General features: G+C 63.5%; 23 protein-coding genes. 18 read left to right on the forward strand and 5 right to left on the reverse strand.

The window, feature by feature from the left end; genetic code table 11:
• Positions 1–78 precede the first annotated feature (78 nt).
• From AC3WS7_RS16705 to AC3WS7_RS16725, 5 genes are all read left to right on the forward strand, one after another.
• Positions 79–1209: an MlaE family ABC transporter permease gene (locus AC3WS7_RS16705; protein ID WP_492657161.1), complete on the forward strand. Its 1131-nt coding sequence runs from the start codon at positions 79–81 to the stop codon at positions 1207–1209.
• The gene (locus AC3WS7_RS16710; RefSeq protein ID WP_296469461.1) at positions 1206–1997 is read left to right on the forward strand and encodes an ABC transporter ATP-binding protein; all 792 of its coding nucleotides are present in this window, start codon (positions 1206–1208) and stop codon (positions 1995–1997) included. The genes AC3WS7_RS16705 and AC3WS7_RS16710 overlap by 4 nt, the downstream gene beginning before the upstream one ends.
• A 12-nt stretch (positions 1998–2009) precedes the next feature.
• Positions 2010–2975: an MlaD family protein gene (locus AC3WS7_RS16715; protein ID WP_492657162.1), complete on the forward strand. Its 966-nt coding sequence runs from the start codon at positions 2010–2012 to the stop codon at positions 2973–2975.
• Positions 2976–3051: 76 nt separating this feature from the next.
• A complete protein-coding gene (locus tag AC3WS7_RS16720) occupies positions 3052–3666 on the forward strand; it encodes an ABC-type transport auxiliary lipoprotein family protein (RefSeq protein ID WP_296469465.1) in 615 nt (204 codons plus the stop codon).
• A 16-nt stretch (positions 3667–3682) separates the two neighbouring features.
• Entirely contained in the window at positions 3683–4339 is a 657-nt protein-coding gene (locus AC3WS7_RS16725) for an LON peptidase substrate-binding domain-containing protein (protein WP_296469467.1), read from the forward strand.
• A gap of 13 nt (positions 4340–4352) precedes the next feature.
• On the opposite strand, the gene AC3WS7_RS16730 is transcribed toward AC3WS7_RS16725, so the two are convergent.
• Entirely contained in the window at positions 4353–4985 is a 633-nt protein-coding gene (locus AC3WS7_RS16730) for a MarC family protein (protein WP_296469469.1), read from the reverse strand.
• A gap of 124 nt (positions 4986–5109) precedes the next feature.
• Between AC3WS7_RS16730 and AC3WS7_RS16735 the strand changes: the two genes are divergently transcribed.
• Positions 5110–6024, forward strand: coding sequence for an amidohydrolase family protein (locus AC3WS7_RS16735; protein WP_492657163.1), 915 nt, complete (start codon positions 5110–5112; stop codon positions 6022–6024).
• 20 nt (positions 6025–6044) lie between these two features.
• Here AC3WS7_RS16735 and AC3WS7_RS16740 read toward each other — a convergent pair whose 3' ends face one another.
• Positions 6045–6791: an SDR family oxidoreductase gene (locus AC3WS7_RS16740; RefSeq protein WP_492657164.1), complete on the reverse strand. Its 747-nt coding sequence runs from the start codon at positions 6789–6791 to the stop codon at positions 6045–6047.
• Between the two features lie 43 nt (positions 6792–6834).
• On the opposite strand from AC3WS7_RS16740, the gene AC3WS7_RS16745 reads away from it, so the two are divergent.
• From AC3WS7_RS16745 to AC3WS7_RS16755, 3 genes are all read left to right on the forward strand, one after another.
• Positions 6835–7581: an MgtC/SapB family protein gene (locus AC3WS7_RS16745; protein ID WP_296469475.1), complete on the forward strand. Its 747-nt coding sequence runs from the start codon at positions 6835–6837 to the stop codon at positions 7579–7581.
• 62 nt (positions 7582–7643) lie between these two features.
• Complete coding sequence (locus AC3WS7_RS16750) at positions 7644–8639, forward strand: Bug family tripartite tricarboxylate transporter substrate binding protein (RefSeq protein ID WP_492657165.1); 996 nt, start codon at positions 7644–7646, stop codon at positions 8637–8639.
• Entirely contained in the window at positions 8639–9325 is a 687-nt protein-coding gene (locus tag AC3WS7_RS16755; protein WP_296469478.1) for a dienelactone hydrolase family protein, read from the forward strand. The genes AC3WS7_RS16750 and AC3WS7_RS16755 overlap by 1 nt, the downstream gene beginning before the upstream one ends.
• Positions 9326–9337: 12 nt before the next feature.
• Here the strand turns inward: AC3WS7_RS16755 and AC3WS7_RS16760 are convergent, their stop codons facing one another.
• The 3 genes from AC3WS7_RS16760 to hemB form a co-directional block, all read right to left on the reverse strand.
• Positions 9338–10081, reverse strand: coding sequence for a substrate-binding periplasmic protein (locus AC3WS7_RS16760; RefSeq protein ID WP_296469480.1), 744 nt, complete (start codon positions 10079–10081; stop codon positions 9338–9340).
• Positions 10082–10089: 8 nt separating this feature from the next.
• Positions 10090–11211 carry a magnesium transporter CorA family protein gene (locus AC3WS7_RS16765; RefSeq protein WP_296469482.1) on the reverse strand — a complete coding sequence of 374 codons (1122 nt, stop codon included), beginning with the start codon at positions 11209–11211 and terminating at the stop codon, positions 10090–10092.
• A gap of 75 nt (positions 11212–11286) precedes the next feature.
• Positions 11287–12300, reverse strand: a complete 1014-nt coding sequence (gene hemB, locus AC3WS7_RS16770; RefSeq protein ID WP_296469484.1) for a porphobilinogen synthase — start codon at positions 12298–12300, stop codon at positions 11287–11289.
• Positions 12301–12700: 400 nt separating this feature from the next.
• Between hemB and AC3WS7_RS16775 the strand changes: the two genes are divergently transcribed.
• The 9 genes from AC3WS7_RS16775 to AC3WS7_RS16815 form a co-directional block, all read left to right on the forward strand.
• Complete coding sequence (locus tag AC3WS7_RS16775) at positions 12701–13129, forward strand: CopD family protein (RefSeq protein ID WP_296469486.1); 429 nt, start codon at positions 12701–12703, stop codon at positions 13127–13129.
• 8 nt (positions 13130–13137) lie between these two features.
• A complete protein-coding gene (locus AC3WS7_RS16780; RefSeq protein ID WP_296469488.1) occupies positions 13138–14232 on the forward strand; it encodes a VanZ family protein in 1095 nt (364 codons plus the stop codon).
• Between the two features lie 9 nt (positions 14233–14241).
• Positions 14242–14592 (forward strand): (2Fe-2S) ferredoxin domain-containing protein, encoded by a 351-nt coding sequence (locus AC3WS7_RS16785; RefSeq protein WP_296469490.1) that lies wholly within the window; start codon positions 14242–14244, stop codon positions 14590–14592.
• 68 nt (positions 14593–14660) lie between these two features.
• On the forward strand, positions 14661–15290 hold the full coding sequence (locus AC3WS7_RS16790) for an alpha/beta hydrolase (RefSeq protein WP_492657166.1): 630 nt from the start codon (positions 14661–14663) through the stop codon (positions 15288–15290).
• Positions 15291–15315: 25 nt separating this feature from the next.
• The gene (locus AC3WS7_RS16795) at positions 15316–16500 is read left to right on the forward strand and encodes a D-alanyl-D-alanine carboxypeptidase family protein (protein ID WP_492657167.1); all 1185 of its coding nucleotides are present in this window, start codon (positions 15316–15318) and stop codon (positions 16498–16500) included.
• Positions 16501–16615: 115 nt separating this feature from the next.
• Positions 16616–16993, forward strand: a complete 378-nt coding sequence (rpsL, locus tag AC3WS7_RS16800) for a 30S ribosomal protein S12 (RefSeq protein WP_011466063.1) — start codon at positions 16616–16618, stop codon at positions 16991–16993.
• Between the two features lie 177 nt (positions 16994–17170).
• On the forward strand, positions 17171–17644 hold the full coding sequence (gene rpsG, locus AC3WS7_RS16805; protein WP_105261723.1) for a 30S ribosomal protein S7: 474 nt from the start codon (positions 17171–17173) through the stop codon (positions 17642–17644).
• 146 nt (positions 17645–17790) lie between these two features.
• Positions 17791–19893, forward strand: a complete 2103-nt coding sequence (gene fusA / locus AC3WS7_RS16810) for an elongation factor G (RefSeq protein WP_296469497.1) — start codon at positions 17791–17793, stop codon at positions 19891–19893.
• Between the two features lie 110 nt (positions 19894–20003).
• On the forward strand, positions 20004–20089 hold an 86-nt coding region (locus tag AC3WS7_RS16815; protein ID WP_492657168.1), incomplete at its 3' end, for a GTP-binding protein.

Consider the following 20089-nt stretch of genomic DNA (forward strand, 5'->3'; position numbering starts at 1 on the left):
ATGGGCATGGCGTCTCCTGTGGTCCTATTTTGCTTGCATTTCCTTGCGGGTACGATGCGCACCTTAACCACTCGCCGAATGCCCCTTTTGGTGGACACCGAACCTCGTCTCGAAATTCGCACTGAGTCCTCCGCCTCCGTGATGCTTTTGCACGGGCGTTGGACGGCTGACGAACTGGCCGTACCCTCGGTGTGGCAGGGCTTGCCAGTGCGGCTGCAACGGGCGTTGAAGGATGGCCATGGATGGGACCTGTGCAGCCTGCAGCGCCTGGACCACACGGGAGCCCAGCTGCTGTGGAATGCCTGGGGGCGGCAGTGGCCCGCGCAGCTGCAACTTTTGCCCGAACAACGCACGATGCTGGAGCGGGTCGCGCAGTTCACCGCGCCCGCGCCGGTCCCCGTTCCTTACTCTTGGCATGCGGTGTACCTGGGCCTGGGCAGGCGGGTCATGGGGGTGGTCAACCACCTGGGTGCGGCTGTTCGCCTATTGGGCCAATTGCTGCTGGACTTGCTGCGCCTGCTGCGCCACCCGCTGCATGCGCCGTGGCGCGACATCTCGGGTCACCTCTACCGCATTGGTGCCACGGCCATGCCCATCACCGCCCTGGTGGGGTTCTTGATCGGGGTGGTGTTGGCGTACCTGATGTCGCAGCAGCTGCGCCAGTTTGGCGCCGATGCGTTCATCGTCAACATCCTGGGCCTGTCGCTGATCCGGGAGTTGGGGCCGGTATTGGCCGCCATCCTGATTGCCGGGCGCTCGGGTTCGGCCATTACGGCCCAAATTGGCGTGATGCGCGTGACCGAGGAGCTGGACGCCATGCGCGTGTTGGGCATTGCCAAGGGCTTTCGCCTGGTGATGCCGCGCACTGTCGCCATGGCCGTGGCCATGCCGCTGCTGTCGGTCTGGACCACACTGGCTGCGCTCTTGGGCGGCATGCTGGCGGCCGATCTCGCCATGGGGCTCACCCCTGCGTACTTCATCACGGCGCTGCCCAAGACGGTGCAGATTGCCAACCTCTGGCTGGCGCTGGCCAAAAGCGCGGTATTCGGGGTGCTGATCGCCCTGATTGCCTGCCACTACGGCCTGCGCGTCAAGCCCAACACCCAGAGCCTGGGCGAGGGCACCACCGCCTCGGTGGTCACCTCCATCACGGTGGTGATTCTGGTGGACGCCCTGTTTGCCGTGCTGTTCAAGGGAGTCGGCCTGTGAGCGCGCCGCGGGTGGTCGAGATCAACAAGTTGTGGTCGGTGTTCCGCACCGAGGGTGTGCCCACGGTCATCCACCAGGACCTGGACCTGCAAATCGCGCAGGGCGAGTTGTTGTCCATCGTGGGCGGTTCGGGCAGCGGCAAGACCGTGCTTCTGCGGCAAATGCTGGGGCTGGAAACCCCGGCGCGCGGCAGCGTGACGGTGCTGGGCCACCCGGCCGCCGAGCTGGGGCGCGCTGGTGCGGCCAGCCGCGTGGGCATGTTGTTCCAGCATGGCGCACTGTTCTCGGCTTTCACGGTGCTGGAAAACATTGCCTTTCCGCTGCGCGAGCTGGGCACCCTGCCTGCCGACCTGGTGCGCGACGTGGCCATGGTCAAACTGCAGATGGTGGGGCTGGACGCCCGCCACGCCCACAAAATGCCGGCCGATTTGTCGGGCGGCATGGTCAAGCGCGTGGCGCTGGCCCGTGCGCTGGTGATGGACCCGCCGCTCTTGCTGCTGGACGAGCCCACCGCCGGGCTGGACCCCGACAGTGCCGATGGGTTTTGTGCGCTGCTGCAAAGCCTGCACCGGGAGCTGGGCCTGACGGTGGTGATGGTCACGCACGACCTGGATACGATTTTTGAGCTCAGCACCCGGGTGGCCGTGGTGGCCGACAAACATGTGGTGGTGGATGCGCCACCGCGCGAGGTGGTGGCCTTTGAACACCCCTTCGTGAACGACTTTTTCCGCGGTGGACGCGGGCACCGGGCGCAGGCCTTGTTGCACCCCACCCCGGATGCCGTGTAGAAAGACTGTCTTATGGAAAACAAATCCCACGCCTTTGCTGCCGGTGCCTTTGTGCTGGTGGTGGCGGCCCTGCTCACGGCGCTGGCCGCCTGGCTCACGCGCGACACTGCGGAGCAGCGGGTCTTCGAGATTTCCAGCCCCGAGGGCGTGACCGGCCTGCAGCCCCAGGCCGGTGTGCGCTTCAAGGGCGTGCTGGTGGGGCGCGTCACCGACATTTCACTGGATACGGTGCAGCGCGGCAATGTGCTTTTGCGTATCGCGGTCAACGAGCAGGCGCCCATCACCCAGTCCACCTTTGCCACGCTGGGGTTTCAGGGCGTCACCGGCCTGGCCTTTGTGCAGCTTGATGACAAGGGCGAGCAGCCTGCCGCGTTGGTGGCCAGCGGCAGCGCGCCGGCCCGCATTCCCATGCACCCCAGCATGGTTTCGCGCTTCACCGAGCAAGGGGGCAACCTGCTCACGCAGATGGAGCAGGCCAGCGGGCGCGTGAACACCCTGCTGGACGTAGAGAACCAGAAAGCCTTGATGGGCGCGATCCAGCAAATGGGCCAGGCGGCCGCCAACGTCAGCACCCTGGCCCGCCGCGCTGAGCAAGTGCTGGGCACCCAGACCGATGCCACACTCAAGAGCATGCAGGCCACCTCCGAGCGCCTGGGCGCCAGCGCCGACTCGGTGCGTACCTCGGCTGCCGAGTTCCAGCGCATGTCGCGCCGCATGAACGAGCCCGGTGGCACACTGGACAAGATTGCCCAAAGCACCGAGTCGCTGGCGCACACCAGCCGCCAGGTCAACGCCCAGCTGCTGCCGCGCCTGAACCGCGCCACCGATGACACGGCCCGCACCTTGCGCCAGGTGGGCCGCGCCGCCGACGCCGTGGGCGACAACCCGCAGTCCCTGCTGTGGGGCAAGGGCCAGGCCACGCCGGGCCCGGGCGAGCGCGGTTTTGTGGCACCGGCCACCGCGCAAATGGCTCCCTGATATTTGGAAGAATTTATTTGCTATGAAAATGCTAGCTGTTTGCGCATATTCCACGGGGGCTAGAGCCCTATTTGGCTTGATTTTGACGGCGGTGCTGGCTGGTTGCAGTGCCTTGCCCACGGGCGACTCCGCGGTGGCGGTGTATGACTTTGGCCCCGGTGCGGTGCAGGCCCAGCCCAGCAACCGCATGGCCCCGCTGCCCACGCTGGCGCTGGGCGAGGTGCTGGCCCCCAGTGCGCTGGACACCCTGCCCATCATCTACCGTCTGGGCTACAGCGACGCGCAACAACTGCGCCCCTACGCCCAGGCGCGCTGGAGCATGCCCCCGGCCCAGCTGCTGCGCCAGCGTGTGCGCGAGACCCTGGGCCAACGCCGTGCGGTGCTCAATCTGGCCGATGGTGTGTTGGCCCCGCCCGGCACCCTCACGCTGCGCCTGGAGCTCGAAGAATTCAGCCAGCTGTTTGACGCCGCCAACCGCAGCACAGGCGTGTTGCGCCTGCGGGCGACGCTGACCCACCCCGCCCACGGTGGCGATGCCTTGCTGGCCCAGCGCAGCTTTGTACTGCGTGAGCCGGCGGCCAGCGCCGATGCGGCCGGGGGCGTGCGCGCCTTGACCGCCGCGGTGGACAGCGCCGTGCAGCAGCTCGACCAGTGGGTGCAGCAAACCCAGGCCAGCCTGCCGCCGCGTTAGGGGCTGTTACGCCACCATGCCCGAGTTGCTTGCACTCCACCAGTTGCCGCTGTTCCCGCTGAACACGGTGCTCTACCCCGGGGGCAGCCTGCAGTTGCAGATTTTTGAGGTGCGTTATCTGGACCTGATGGGCAAGTGCCACAAGACCGGTGCGCCCTTTGGCGTGGTGGCGCTCACCCAGGGCAGCGAGGTGCGCCGCGCCGACCCGCAGGCCCCCAGCGGTGACGGCTTTGCGCATGAGGCCTTTGTGGACATTGGCACGCTGGCCACCATCACCGAGTTTTCCAGCCCGCAACCGGGCTTGATGGTGCTGCGTTGCACCGCCGGCGAGCGTTTTCGCATCACCCAGCGCAGCCGCATGAAGCACGGGCTGTGGGTAGCCGATGTGCAGGCCCTGCCTGCCGATGTGCCCACGCCGGTGCCGCCCGATCTGCAACTGGTTTCGCAGGCACTGCAGAACGTGGTGGCGCAGCTGCAGGCACGGGGCGGCGAATTGCCCGCGTCGCTACGGCCGCCCCACCGGCTGGACGACTGCGGCTGGGTGGCCAACCGCTGGTGCGAGCTGCTGCAGCTGCCGCCCGATCTCAAACAAAGCCTGATGCAGCTCGACAACCCGCTCTTGCGGCTGGAGCTGGTGGGCGACTTTCTGAGCCGCGCGGGTATCAGCGGCTAAGTCGCCGCTTGGCTCAACCGGCCAGTACCGGGAACAGCTTGGTCAGTCCGTCAGTCATCACCTCGACCGCCAGCGCCGCCAGAATCAGGCCCATGAGCCGGGTCATCACGTTGATGCCGGTCTTGCCCAGAAAACGCGCAATCGGTTCGGCCAGCGAGAAGCACAGCGCGGTGGCCAGCGCCACCACCACGCCATAGCCCACCAGGGTGGAGAGTTGCCAAAAGGTTTTGGCTTTGTCGGCGTAAATCACCACGGTGGACATGGTGGCCGGGCCGGTCAGCAGCGGAATGGTGAGTGGCACCACGGCAATGCTGGCGCCCATGGCGGCTTTTTCGGCGCCATCCTCCAGCTCGTGGGTGCTGGTTTTGGCCTCGGCCGGTTGGGCGTTCAGCATGTTGAGTGCGCTGGTCAGCAGCAGCATGCCGCCGCCCACCTGAAAGCTGGCCAGCGAGATGCCAAAGAATTCCAGGATGTGCAGGCCCGCCACGGCGCTGATGGCAATCACCACAAAGGCGCTGAACGACGACACCCAGACGGTGTGGCGCCGCTGGGCCAGATCAAACCCTTGGGTGTAGTGGATGAAAAAGGGCACGATGGCCAGCGGGTTCACGATGGCCAGCAAGGTCACCAGCGGTTTGAGGTCCATACGGCGTGTCCTGGGGAGGGAAGGGTGGCGGCATGGTACTGCACCCATGCGCGGCAAGGAACGGGAAAACCCGCTACAAACCCGTACAGCACCCCTTGAACATTGTCCCGGCCGGAGACCTCCCATGCAGACATCCCACCGTTTTTTCTGGCGCGCATGCCTTGCGGCCCTGTGCCTGCATGGGGGCGTTGGCCTGCAGGCCCAGGCCGCCGACTACACCGGCCCGCTGTTGGACGCCCACCTGCACTACAACGTGGAGGCGCAGCAGCTCCACCCGATCCCCGATGTGTTGGCGCGCATGCAGCGTAGCGGGGTGCGCGCCATCGTGGCCAATTCCCGCCCCAACGACGGCACACGCGCGCTCACCGAGGCCCGTGCCCAGACGCAGGCCGCTGGCGTGGCCGTGGTGCCGCTGGTGCGCCTGTACCGCAACCGCGACGACTACAGCCACTGGTTCCAGGAACCGACGATTTTTGACATGGTGCAGGCCGAACTGGCGCGCGGCACCGCCGCCGGCCCCTACCGCGGCATTGGCGAATTCCACCTCTACGACAGCGCCAACGCGCGTGGCAAGGTGGCGCAGCAGCTCATGGCACTGGCCGACCAGCGTGGTCTGGTGGTGCTGGCGCATGTGGACGATGCCGCCATCGATTTGCTGATGGCCGCCACGCCCTCGGCGGGGCAGGCGACCCGCCTCATCTGGGCGCACACCGGCATCGGCGGTGCGTCGGTGGCGCGGGTTCGGGGCTTGTTGGCCCAATACCCGGCGCTGATGGGGGAGCTGTCGTACCGCCCGGGCCTCACCTGTGCCGGTGCGCAAGGCGGTACGGTGGTGTGCCCGGAGTGGCGTGCCCTGTTGCTGGAGTACCCCGACCGGTTTCTGGTGGGCTCGGACACCTGGATCAACCCACGCTGGCAGTACTACGAGGCGCAGATGCAGGAGTACCGCAGCTGGCTGGGGGACTTGCCGCCCGCCGTGGCACGCAAAGTGGCCTGGGAGAATGGCGCGCGATTGTTTGGTTTGCCCCTGGCGCCCTGAGCCGTGACGGGCTGGAGGGTTTAGCGCCCGCCGCCCACGTCCAGAATCGCACCCGTGGTGTAGCTGGCGGCATCGCTGAGCAGCCAGGCAATGGCGTTGGCAATCTCTTGCGCGGTGCCAGGGCGCTGCAGGGGCACTTGGTGCGCCAGGCGCTGCGCGCGGTCGGGTTGGCCGCCACTGGCGTGGATCTCGGTGTCAATGATGCCCGGGCGCACGGCGTTGACGCGGATGCCCTCGGCCGCGACCTCGCGTGCCAGGCCCACGGTGAAGGTGTCAATCGCGCCTTTGCTGGCGGCGTAGTCCACATACTGGCCCGGTGAGCCCAGCGTCGCCGCCACGCTGGAGACATTCACGATGGCGCCCCCGCTGCCGCCATGGCGCGTGCTCATGCGCAGCACCGCTTCGCGCGCGCAGACCATGCTGCCCAGCACGTTGGTATTGAGCATGCGCTGCATGCGGGCCACTGACATGGCGTCCACCCGGCTGGCTACGTCCACCACGCCGGCGTTGTTGACCAAGGCCGTGAGCGTGCCCAGCTTGGCGTCCACCTTGGCAAACATGGCCAGCACCTCGGCCTCCACGGCCACATCGGCCTTCACGGTGATGGCGTTGCCGCCCTGCGCGCGAATCTGGCGCACCACCTCGTCGGCAGGGAGCGAGTTGTCACGGTAGTTGACGGCCACGGCGTAGCCGGCCTGGGCCAGGGTGAGGGCGGTGGCGGCGCCAATGCCGCGTGAGGCGCCGGTAATGAGTGCGATGGCATGCATGGCGCCATGGTAGCGCGCGGGCTTTTGGGGTATGTTTGCACCCATGCTTACTGCCCAAACCTTTGCCGCCTATTGGTCTGCTCCCGTGGTGGAGGCCAACGTCTTTGTGCTGCTGCACCTGCTGGGGGCGTTGGCGCTGGGGCTCATGGTCGGTTATGAGCGCTCCTACCACGGGCGTGCGGCGGGCATGCGCACCTACGGGCTGGTCTGCATGGCCTCGGCCGCATTGGCCGTCATGGGGGGCTATTCCCACTTCTGGTACGGCGGCATGAGCACTACGCTGTTCAGCAACGGCGACCTTTCACGTGTGATGCAGGGCATCCTGACCGGCATTGGCTTCTTGTGCGCCGGCGTCATCATGAAAGAGGGCTTCAATATCAGCGGCCTGACCACGGCGGCGTCCCTGTGGGCCTCGTCGGTGATCGGCATTCTGGTGGGCGTGGGGCTGTATACGGCGGCCATGTCGCTGGCGCTGCTCTGCACGTTTTGCATGGTGTGGGTGTCCAGACTGGAGAGCTGGCTGCCTTCGCGCCAGGCGGTGGCCATCCGCCTGACTTTTGATCCGGGTTATCGACCGGTGGAGGCGGCCCTGCGTGCCATGGCGCATGAGCGTGGCTACGACATTGCCGGTGGCACCATCGTGATTTCGATGGACGAGGGGTCTTTCACCTGGAACTTTGTGGCGGTGGCGCGCAGCCGCAAGAAGATGGCACCGATTTCTGATCTGGCCTCGGAAATGGGCCAGTTCCCCGGTGTGCAGCGTTTCCATGTGGCCTACGCGCGCAACTGACGGCGTACCGTTTTTCGCTTTTCGGGTTTTCGTTTTTGCATATTTTTTTCAGGAGTTTCAAGATGGGTTTCTCATTGCAAGGGTGGAGTAGCGCGTTGCGCCGCGCAGGCGTGTTGGCCGTGTCGGTATCGGCCTTGTTGGCCGCAGGCCTGGTGCAGGCCCAAACGGGCCCGGTGCGGCTGATGGTGGGGTTCCCACCCGGCGGGGGGACCGACGCCATTGCACGCACGCTGGCCGACAAGCTCAAGGACCAGTTGGGCATGCCGGTGGTGGTGGAGAACAAGGCCGGTGCCGGTGGTCAACTGGCTGCGCAGGCGCTCAAGGCCGCAGCCCCTGATGGCCAGACGTTTTTTCTCTCGCACGACCACACGATCTCTATCCTGCCCCTGGTGGTCAAAAACCCGGGCTACGACAGTGCCAAGGACTTTGTGCCGGTGGCCGGTTTCGCCACCTTTGTGAATGCGCTGGCGGTGTCGGGCGGCACTCCGGCCAAGTCGGTCAACGAATATGTCGCGTGGGTCAAGGCGCAGGGCGCTGGCAAAGGCACGGTAGGGGTGCCCGCACCGGCCTCCACCCCCGAGTTTTTGGTGGGCGTGATTGGCAAGAAGTACGGGCTGGACCTGCAGTCTGCGCCTTACCGCGGCAGCGCCCCCATGATGGCCGACATGCTGGGCAACCAGATTGCCGCCGGCACCGGTTCGGTGCCCGATTTCATTGAAAACCACAAGGCCGGCAAGATCCGCGTGGTGGCGGTGTTGGGTGGTGCGCGCCAGGCCATCCTGCCCGATGTGCCCACCTTCTCCGAGCTGGGGCTGGCGGGGTTTGAAGACCTGCCCTACTACGGCATCTTTGCCCCGACCGGTACGCCCAAAGCAGCCATCGACAAGTTCTCCGACGCGCTGGCCAAGGTGCTGGCCCTGCCCGAGGTGAAAGAGCGCCTGACGGCCATGGGCCTGAGCGTGGGCTTTATGGACCAGGCCACACTGGCCAAGCGCGAGCAGGCCTATACCAAGGTCTGGGCCAAGCTGATCAAAGACAGCGGGTTTGTGGCGCAATGATGGCTGACAGCCTGCACCTCACGGCCGCCGATGGGATGGTCTTCCCAGCCTATGTTGCCCGTCCTGACGGTCCGCCCCGCGGGGGCATCGTGGTGCTGCAGGAAATCTTTGGCGTGAATGCGCACATCCGCGCGGTGGCCGATGGGTATGCGGCCCAGGGTTACCTGGCCATTGCGCCGTCCACCTTCCACCGTGTGCAAACCGGGGTGGAGCTGGGCTACACGCCCGAGGATGTGGCGGCAGGGGTCAAACTGAAAGCCGCTGTGGAGGGCTTGCCCGCACCTGGTGTGCTGCAGGATGTGCAAGCCGCCGTGAACGCGGCCGCCGAGGCCGGTGCTGTGGGGGTGGTGGGCTACTGCTGGGGGGGCTTGCTCGCCTGGCGTGCAGCATGCCTGCTCTCGGGTATCCGCGCGGCCGTGCCATATTACGGTGGCGGTATGACCACCCCCGCCGAGGTGGCGCGCCAGCCGCTGTGTCCGGTGCTGGCCCATTTTGGCGACCAGGACCATGCGATTCCGCTGGACGGTGTGCAAGCCTTTCAGGCTGCGCACGCCGGTGTGCGGGTCGAGATGTACAGCGCCCAGCACGGCTTCAACTGCGACCACCGGGCGGCCTTCAACGCCACGGCCGCCGCGTTGGCGCGTGAGCGCACGCTGGCGTTTTTCGCACAGCACTTGCAGGCTTAGTCGACAGGCTTGTTACTGCGGCAATCCGTAGCGGGCCAGGGTGCGGCGCACCACACCGTCCCGCACCAGCTGTTTCATGGCGTTTTGCCAGAGCAGGGCTTCGGATTCGGGAATGTCCAGCGATCCGCCCAGCCAAATCTCGCCATAGTCCAGCGGCTTGCTGACCTGCAGCTGGGCACGCGTCATGCCGTAGTCCGCCAGTACGGCGAGGTTGATGGCCTCCCCGCCGTAAATCGCGTCGGCCATGCCGCGCTCCAGCATGCGGGCCATGTCGAGTACCGAATTTGCCGGGAGTACTTGTTGGAAGTTGCGGTTGAGCAGATGGCTTTCGTTGGGGGACCCGCGCAACACGGCGATGCGCAATCCGCGCAGCGTGTCCATGGCGTTCAAATTGATGGAGGCGCCGCGCAGAGCCATAAAAACGAACTGCTGGCGGTACAGCTTGACGATCCAGCGGTAGTTGTTTTCCCGCTCGGGCGTGCGGGTCAGCGGCAAAATCAGGGTGCGAGGCTGCGCGCCCACGATGCTCAGGGCGCGTGTCCAAGGGTAAAACTGGATGGCGGGCGCAGTGCCTAGCCGCAGAGCCATGTCGTGTACCAGGCTTGCCAAGGCGCCGGGGTGATCCGGGCCGCTCTCGACGGCGAAGGGCGGCAGGTTGCCGCTGACGATCTGGTAGGGCGCAAGGGTGTCCGCACGCGCCTGCAGGGCGAGTACCAGGAGCACCAGAGTGAAGAGGGCGCGCAGTCGCAAAACCATCGGGGGCATTAGCGTTCGGAGCGCGCCAAATACCGCTTGCGCCAGAAGAACACTGCCAGCACCACCGCGGTCAGCACCATGCTGGCAAGCGCCCACCAGAAGCCGCTTTGCTGGTGTAACAGCGGGATGAAGTCGAAGTTCATGCCGAAGATGCCGGCAATCAGGTTCAAGGGCAGAAAGATGGCGGTGAGTACGGTGAGCGTGCGCATGATGTCGTTGGTGCGGCTGCCCTGCACGCTGAAGTGCATTTGCACCGCCGTCTCCACGCTTTGCTCCAGCCGGCGCACATGGTGCACCACGCGTTCGATGTGCTCCAGCACATCGCGGCTGCGCACCTGCAGCAATTCGCGCTCGCGGGCTTCACTGGGCGTGGCGGGTTCGGGCCAGGTTTTGATGGCCTCGATCCAGTCTTGCACGCTGGAGCGCTGCTCCTCGCACACGTCATCGAGCTGGTGCAGCGCCATGCGTGCGTCCAGCAGCGAACCCCAGTTGCTGAAGCGGGTGCGTGGGCTCAGCAGCTCGGTTTGCCAATGGTCCAGCTGCTGGGTCAGTTCTTTGCGCAGCGCCAGGTAGCCGTCCACCATGTGGTTGACGATGCGCAGCATCAGATCGGCGGGGCTGGTGGGCAGGCGGGCACCGGCGCTGCGCGACTCGTTGCTGGCGGCCTGCAGCAGCTTGGCGGCGTAAGCGTCGCGCACAGCGCAGTCGGTCGGGTGCACGGTGAGCAGCACGCGGTCGAACACGGCAAAGCCGACCGGGCTGGTGTCGATGCGCCGCAGAATGGGCGGGCCGCCGCGCTTGGGCGCCACATTCAGGGGTTGGCCGGGCTGCTCCAGGTCGGTCGGGCGGCTGCCTGCGGCCAGGCGTCGGAACACCAGCAGGTCGTACTGCGAGGTGTAGTCGTAGTGCGAGGGCAGCTGGTTGTTGATCAGGTCCGAGATGTGCAGGTCTACCAGTTGCACACCACACAGCGCTTGCAGCGTGGCTTGCACCTCCGCTTGCGCCACCTCAAATTCGCGCCGCGCACACGCCACCCAGACATAACTCTCGGGTGGGAGGCCTTGGGCCGCAAGCTCGGCAAGACTCTGGCCCTCGGTCACGCTGTTGGGCTGGATGTGGAAGGTGCGCATGGATGTCCGAAATATGGGTAAAAAGAGCCACTAGCCCCCGTGGGGTATGCGCAAGCAGCTCCTGTTTTGATAGCGTCAGTCGCGCAGGGCTTTGGCCGCGGCTATGGCAAAGTAGGTCAACACACCATCGGCTCCCGCGCGTTTGAAGGCCAGCAAGCTCTCCAGCATCACGGCGTCATGGTCCAGCCAGCCATTTTGCGCTGCGGCCTTGAGCATGGCGTATTCACCGCTCACCTGGTAGGCAAAGGTGGGCACCTTGAATTCGTCCTTGACGCGACGCACCACATCCAGATACGGCATGCCGGGCTTGACCATCACCATGTCCGCACCTTCGGCAATGTCCATGGCCACTTCGCGTAGCGCTTCGTCGCTGTTGCCGGGGTCCATCTGGTAGACCTTTTTGTTGCCCTTGCCCAGGTTGCCGGCCGATCCCACGGCGTCGCGGAAGGGGCCGTAAAAGGCACTGGCGTACTTGGCGCTGTAGGCCATGATGCGGGTGTGCACCAAGTTCTCCGCCTCCAGGGCCGCCCGGATGGCGCCAATGCGGCCGTCCATCATGTCGCTGGGCGCCACGATGTCTACCCCGGCACGGGCCTGGGTCAGCGCCTGTTGCACCAACTGCGCTACGGTGGCTTCATTGAGGATGTAGCCGTTTTCCTCGGGCCGGGTGTCGGGCAGGCCGTCCTGGCCGTGGGTGGTGAAGGGGTCCAGTGCCACATCCGTCATCACGCCCAGATCGGGAAATTCCTTTTTCAGCGCCCGCACCACGCGCGGCACCAATCCGTCGGGGTTCAAGGCTTCGGCGCCATCGTACGTTTTGAGGGACTGGTCCACCACCGGAAACAGCGCCATGACCGGAATGCCCAGCTTCACGCACTCCTCGGCCACGGGCAGCAGCAGGTCCAGGCTCAGGCGTTCGACGCCGGGCATGGAGGCAATCGGCACGCGCTGTTGCTGGCCGTCCACCACAAACACGGGATAGATCAGGTCGTGGGCGGTGAGTGCGTTTTCACGGACCAGGTTGCGGGTGAAACTGTCGCGGCGCAGGCGGCGCGGGCGGCCAAGGGGAAAGGGGGCATAGGACGTCATGGGGAAAATTGTGCCTGATTCCCACAACAACTCCGTGCACTGACTGGAAGGCCCGGTTTGCGCAATACCGTAGTGCTGGGGGAGGATTTACAAAAAAATACTTGTCACACGGCCGCAACATTGTTAAATTCCGCTCCGGATAGCTTGCTATCCCCCGCTTTTCCTCCCTGAGCGGGGCCTTGATGTGTGACAGCAAATAGGCTTACCACCCCAGCCCACGTGCTGGGGTTTTTTTGCCTGTACTTTTGTTGGCGTTTCTGGCGCTAGGGCGGGATGGCTGGGCATTTTGCTTCGTGTCCCCCGCCCTTTGGGCTCCTCCTTTACCTACGCAAAACGCCCAGCCATCCCGCCCCCGGTTTGTAGAGGGCGTCAAGCCGACTCCAACGACTACACTTTCCCCATGCTCTGGGTCAAAGCCTTCCACATCGTCTTCGTTGCCAGCTGGTTTGCTGGCTTGTTCTACCTGCCTCGCATCTTTGTGAACCTGGCCCTGGTGCCACCGGGTTCCGAGGCCGAGCGGGCGCGCCTGCTGCTCATGGCGCGCAAACTCCTGCGCTTCACCACTTTGTTGGCTGTGCCTGCCATCGGCCTGGGCACTTGGCTCTGGCTGGGTTATGGCATTGGGCGCGGCCCCGGCAATGGCTGGATGCACGCCAAACTTTTCATCGTCGTCTTGGTTGTGGGCTACCACCATGGCTGTGGCGTGCTACTGCGCAAACTGGAGGCCGGCACCCTGCAGCGCAGCCACGTCTGGTTTCGCTGGTTCAACGAAATTCCGGTGCTGATGCTCACCGCCGCGGTAGTGCTGGTGGTCGTCAAACCCTTTTAAGCCACGGCATGCACAAATCCGCCGCATGGCCCCTGGCTTGGCTGTACGCCGGTTTGGTGGTGTATGCGAGCTGCTACCCCTTTGTGGATTGGCGCGACCAGGGCATCGCGCCGTGGGAGTTTTTGTTCGCGCCCATGGCGCGCTACTGGACCGGGTTTGATGTCGGCGTGAATGTGGTGGGCTATGTGCCCTTGGGGGCGCTGCTGGCCCTGGGGGCCTTGCGCACCCGGCGCAGCCGCCACCCGGTGGCCGGTGCGGTGTTGGTGGCTACGCTGCTGTCGCTGGTGATGGAGGCTTTGCAAAGCTACCTGCCGGCCCGCATTCCGTCCCGGGAGGATTTTTTGCTCAATGCCCTGGGTGGGGCGGTAGGGGCTTGCGGCGCCTTGCTGCTGGAGCGCTGGGGGGCGATTGACCGTTGGAGCCGGGTGCGGGCGCGCTGGTTTGTGCCCCACTCGCGCGGGGGGCTGGTGCTCTTGGCCCTGTGGCCGGCGGCGCTGCTGTTTCCGGCCCCCGTGCCGCTGGGGCTGGGCCAGGTGCTGGAGCGCGTGGAGCTGGCTCTGGCCGATGGGCTGAGCGACACACCCTACCTGCACTGGCTGCCTGCCCGCGATGCCGAGCTCACCGCCTTGGCGCCCGGCACTGAAATGTTGTGCGTGGCGCTGGGGCTGTTGATCCCTTGTCTGCTGGGTTTTTGCATCGTGCGTCCGTTGGGGCGGCGGCTGGCGCTGGTAGGCGCGCTGCTCCTGCTGGCGGTGGCGGTCACCGGGCTGTCGGCCGCGCTGAGTTGGGGGCCTTTGCATGCCTGGGCCTGGCTCGATTTGCCGGCCCAGTGGGGCTTGTTGGTGGGAGGCTTGCTGGCCTTGGGGCTGGCTTTTATGCCCTGGCGCGGCAGTGCGGCGCTGGCGCTGGTGGCCTTGGGGTTGTACATCAGCGTGTTGAACCAGGCGCCCGAGAGCCCGTACTTTGCGCAAACGCTGCAGCACTGGGAGCAGGGGCGTTTCATCCGTTTCCATGGCTTGGCGCAGTGGCTGGGCTGGCTCTGGCCGTACGGCGCTCTGGTGTATTTGCTGACACAACTGGGGCGGCGCAGCGAGGAAACCTAGAATCCTGCCATGACCGATGCCACCGCACCCCAGAGCTCGTATTACGAGCGACACATCTTCTTTTGTCTGAACGAACGCAGCAATGGCGAGGCCTGCTGTGCCCAATACCAGGCCCAGGCGGCGTTTGACCGCTGCAAGCAGCAGGTCAAGGCCGCAGGGCTGGCCGGCCCCGGCAAGGTGCGGGTCAACAAGGCCGGTTGCCTGGACCGCTGCGCTGCCGGCCCGGTGGCTGTGGTCTACCCCGAGGCCGTTTGGTACAGCTTTGTCGACCTGCAGGACATCGACGAAATTGTCGAATCCCATCTGAAAAATGGCGAGGTGGTCGAGCGGCTGGTGACACCGGCCCACCTGGGGCGTTAGTTTTAAGTCAAATAAGCCTCTAGCCCCCGTAAATGCTGCGCAAGTAGCTATCGTATTGATAGTGATTGATGAATACTTCCACCCAGAAATTTAGCCTCACCGGGCCTGCAGGCGTCTTGGAAGCCTTGCTTGACCTGCCACCAGAGGGCGTGGTGCCGCGGGGTACCGCGGTGATTGCCCACCCGCACCCGCTGTTTGGCGGCACCATGGACAACAAGGTGGTGCAAACCCTGGCGCGGGCTTTTGTGCAGTCGGGCTGGCGCTCGGTGCGCTTCAATTTTCGCGGTGTGGGCGCCAGTGCGGGCGCCTACGACGAAGGCCGTGGCGAGCTGCAAGACCTGCTGGCCGTGGTGGAACACAGTGCGCCGCTTGGCGCGTTGGCGCTTGCCGGGTTCTCGTTTGGGGCCTTTGTCACCAGCCATGCCGTGGCCGCTCTGGCTGCCCGCGAACCCGCTGCCGTGGTGCTGGTCGGTACGGCGGCCAGTCGCTTCACGGTGGCTCCCATTGCCCCTGCGCTGCACGAGCGCACGCTGGTGCTGCACGGCGAGGCCGATGACACCGTACCCCTGGCCGACGCCATGGCCTGGGCGCGTCCACAAACCTTGCCGGTGACCGTGGTTCCCGGGGGCAGCCACTTCTTTCATGGACAATTGCCGCTTCTGCGCAGTCTGGTCGCGCGCCATGTGCGCGCCGTGTGAGTTTCCTCTTCTTATCCTATCCCCCATGAAATCTTTCATTGCGGCCTTGTTGGCCTCTGTGTGCTTGGCCGTTTCTGCCCAGGTCCCCCAGCCCCCTGAAATCGCGGCCCGCGCCTACATGTTGGTGGACGTGACCGCCAACCAGATCCTGGCGTCCAAAGATATGGATATGCCCGTGGAGCCGGCCTCTTTGACCAAGCTGATGACGGCGTATTTGGTGTTTGATGCCTTGCGCAGCAAGAAAATCGACTTCAAACAGGCCTTGCCGGTCAGCGAGCGCGCCTGGAAGATGCCGGGCTCCCGCATGTTCATTGATCCCAAGATGCAGGTGCCGGTGGAGGATTTGATCAAAGGCATGATTGTGCAAAGCGGCAATGACGCCACCATGGCGCTGGCCGAGGGCGTGGGCGGTACCGCAGAGCGGTTTGTCCAGATGATGAACGAGCAGGCCAAAGTGCTGGGTATGAAAAACTCGGGTTTCAAAAACCCCGAAGGCCTGACCGAAGCGGGCCACACCACCACGGCGCGCGACCTGAGCATTCTGGCGACCCGCTTGATGTCGGATTTCCCCGAGTACGTGCATTTCTATGCCGTCAAGAAGTACCGGTACCCCGGCACTCCCGCAGCCAACGACAGCAACCGCAACCTCCTGTTGTTCCGTGATCCGACTGTGGACGGCCTGAAAACCGGCCATACCGACGCTGCTGGCTACTGCTTGGTAGCGACCGCCAAGCGCGATTTCCCCCATTTGGTCTCGGCCGGTGCGCCCGCCGGTTCGGCTGCCGCGTCGGGAAGCCGCCGCCTGTTGTCCATTGTTTTGGGCGCAGACAGCGAAAACGCCCGTGCCAACGAATCGCAAAAACTCTTGAACTGGGGTTACACGGCATTTGAGGCGGTCAAGCTGTTTGATGCCAATCAAGCCGTTGCGACCCCCAAAGTCTGGAAAGGCAGTGCTTCCGAGGTGCGGGTAGGAAAGACGCAGGCGCTGATCGTGGCGGTGCCCGCAGGTGCCGCCAACCGCCTCAAAACCGAGGTCGTGCGGAATGAGCCAGTGGTCGCCCCTGTGGCGGCAGGCCAGCAGCTGGCCACCTTGCGGGTGCTGGCGGGTGAGCAAACGGTGGCGGAAGTGCCTCTGGGGGCGCTGGACCGGGTTGAGCAAGCGGGCATTCTGGGTCGTGCCTGGGATGGCATCCGCCTCTGGATTCGCTGAGTACCGCGCGCCAATATTGCGTGTAAACCCTCAATCTGGTACATTAGAAGGCTTTTCGGAAATTCCGAAGGGATTCACGTTTTCGTAATATTCAAACGTTTAGGGACGTTTTTCAATGCCAACCATTAACCAACTCGTGCGTCAAGGCCGTGAGGTCGAGACCATCAAGTCGAAGAGCCCTGCCATGCAGAACTCTCCGCAGCGTCGCGGTGTGTGCACTCGTGTGTACACCACAACGCCTAAAAAACCTAACTCCGCTCTGCGTAAAGTTGCCAAAGTGCGCTTGACCAACGGTTTTGAGGTTATCTCTTACATCGGCGGTGAAGGCCACAACCTGCAGGAACACAGCGTGGTGCTGGTTCGTGGCGGTCGTGTCAAGGACTTGCCAGGTGTGCGTTACCACATCGTCCGCGGTTCGCTGGACTTGCAAGGTGTGAAAGACCGCAAGCAGTCGCGCTCCAAGTACGGTGCCAAGAAGCCCAAGGCCAAATAAATTGACCTGAGCCCAAGGCCTGAAAGCCCTGGATTCGAAAAATAAAAGGTGTTTGTTTACTGCGTGGCGCAGTGAATGAACGAAGTGACCCGCTGTTTGGGTCGAGTAAGTGAGAGTCTTATTGAATAACTCTCGCGGTGTCCGCAAGGGCGCCAACTGAAGCAAAGAGGTGAAAAAATGCCACGTCGTCGCGAAGTCCCTAAACGTGAAATCCTGCCGGATCCCAAGTTCGGCAACGTCGAGCTGTCCAAATTCATGAACGTGATCATGGAAGGCGGCAAAAAAGCGGTAGCTGAGCGCATCATTTATGGTGCTCTGGAGCTGATCGCCAAGAAGCACCCTGACAAAGACCCGGTGGAAGCCTTCACTGTGGCCATCAACAATGTCAAGCCCATGGTGGAAGTGAAGTCCCGCCGCGTGGGTGGTGCCAACTACCAAGTGCCTGTGGAAGTGCGTCCCGTCCGTCGCCTGGCTCTGTCCATGCGTTGGATCAAGGAAGCGGCCCGCAAGCGTGGCGAGAAGTCCATGGCCCAGCGCCTGGCCAACGAAATGTTGGAAGCCACTGAAGGCCGTGGCGGCGCCATGAAAAAGCGTGACGAAGTGCACCGCATGGCTGAAGCCAACAAGGCCTTCTCCCACTTCCGCTTCTAAAAGCGGATTCCGCGGCTTTCAAGTGGCGGGGTGGCCCTGGCGGCGCAATGGCGCTGTCATCTGGGCCGCCCACACTTTGAGGGCCGCACGCCAGGCTGCACTGTGCAGCTGGCGGTTTACAGAATTTGATCAACCAAGGATCCATCATGGCTCGCACTACCCCCATTGAGCGCTACCGCAATATCGGTATTTCTGCGCACATTGACGCCGGCAAAACCACCACGACCGAGCGTATTCTTTTCTATACCGGCGTGAACCACAAAATCGGCGAAGTGCACGATGGCGCGGCCACGATGGACTGGATGGAGCAAGAGCAAGAGCGTGGTATCACCATTACCTCTGCTGCAACAACCTGCTTCTGGAAGGGTATGGACACGTCCTTCCCCGAGCACCGCATCAACATCATCGACACCCCTGGACACGTGGACTTCACGATTGAAGTGGAGCGTTCCATGCGTGTGCTGGACGGCGCTTGCATGGTCTACTGCGCTGTGGGTGGCGTGCAACCCCAGTCTGAAACCGTGTGGCGTCAGGCGAACAAGTACAAAGTGCCACGTTTGGCTTTTGTGAACAAGATGGACCGTACCGGTGCCAACTTTTTCAAGGTTGTGGACCAGATGAAGCTGCGCCTGAAGGCCAGCCCTGTGCCCATCGTGATCCCCATCGGCGCTGAAGAAAACTTCACCGGTGTGGTGGATCTGCGCAAGATGAAGGCCATCATCTGGGACGAGGCGTCTCAGGGCATGAAGTTCACCTTCGAAGAAATCCCCGCCGACCTGGTCGCGACTGCCAAAGAGTGGCGCGAAAAAATGGTGGAAGCCGCGGCTGAAGCCTCTGAAGAGTTGATGAACAAGTACCTCGAAGAGGGCGAGTTGACCGAAGAGGAGATCACGGCCGGTCTGCGCGCACGCACCATCGCTGGCGAAATCCAGCCCATGCTGTGCGGTACTGCGTTCAAGAACAAGGGCGTGCAGCGCATGCTGGACGCCGTCATCGAATTGATGCCTTCTCCTCTGGACGTGAAGGCCATCAAGGGCTTCGACGAAGAAGAAAAGGAAATCACCCGCAAGGCTGACGACAACGAGAAGTTTGCCGCCTTGGCGTTCAAGTTGATGACCGACCCGTTTGTGGGTCAGTTGACCTTCGTGCGTGTGTACTCCGGCGTTCTGAAGAAGGGCGACACCGTTTACAACGCGGTGCGCGGCAAGAAGGAGCGTATCGGTCGTATCGTGCAAATGCACGCCAACAACCGGGAAGAAGTGGACGAAATCCGCGCTGGCGACATTGCCGCATGTGTGGGTCTGAAAGACGTGACCACCGGTGAAACCCTGTGTGATCCCGCTGCCGTGATCACACTGGAGCGTATGGTGTTCCCGGATTCCGTGATTCGCCAAGCTGTTGAGCCCAAGACCAAGGCTGACCAGGAAAAGATGGGCATTGCCCTGAACCGTCTGGCCGCAGAAGATCCATCGTTCCGCGTGCAAACCGACGAAGAATCTGGCCAAACCATCATTGGTGGCCAGGGCGAGTTGCACTTGGAAATTATTGTCGACCGCATGAAGCGCGAGTTTGGTGTGGAAGCCAACGTGGGCAAACCCCAAGTGGCTTACCGTGAAACCATCCGCAAGCAAGTCACTGACGTCGAAGGCAAGTTCGTGCGCCAGTCCGGTGGTAAGGGTCAGTACGGCCACGTGGTGCTGACCGTGGAGCCTAACGAAGCTGGTAAGGGCTTTGAGTTCGTTGACGCTATCAAGGGTGGTGTGGTTCCTCGCGAATACATCCCTGCTGTGGAAAAGGGCGTGATCGAAGCCCTGAACCAAGGCGTGTTGGCTGGCTACCCTGTGGTGGACGTCAAAGTGACGCTGACTTTCGGTTCGTACCACGATGTGGACTCGAACGAAAACGCGTTCAAGATGGCTGCCATCTTCGGTTTCAAGGAAGGTTGCCGCAAGGCCAACCCCGTGATTCTGGAGCCCATGATGGCTGTGGAAGTGGAAACACCTGAAGACTACGCCGGTAACGTGATGGGCGATCTGTCCTCCCGCCGCGGCATGGTGCAAGGTATGGACGACATGGTGGGTGGCGGCAAGGCCATCAAGGCCGAAGTGCCGCTGTCCGAAATGTTTGGTTACTCCACCACCCTGCGCTCCATGTCGCAAGGCCGCGCTACGTACACGATGGAGTTCAAGCACTACGCGGAAGCCCCACGTAACGTGTCTGAAGCCATCATGGCTGCACGCGCCAAGTAATTTTTGTTGTCTGCGACGGTGTGCCGCCCTGTTCCCGTGCGGGGCGAATCAGCAACACCGTGCAGACGTAAAACCAACACACGGGATTAGCTCTTTTGGAGATTTGAAAAATGGGTAAAGAAAAATTCACACGTACCAAGCCGCACGTCAACGTAGGCACGATTGGCCACGTGGACCACGGCAAGACCACGCTGAC

The organism is Rhodoferax sp. EU05-FHT12H12, assembly GCF_058791215.1.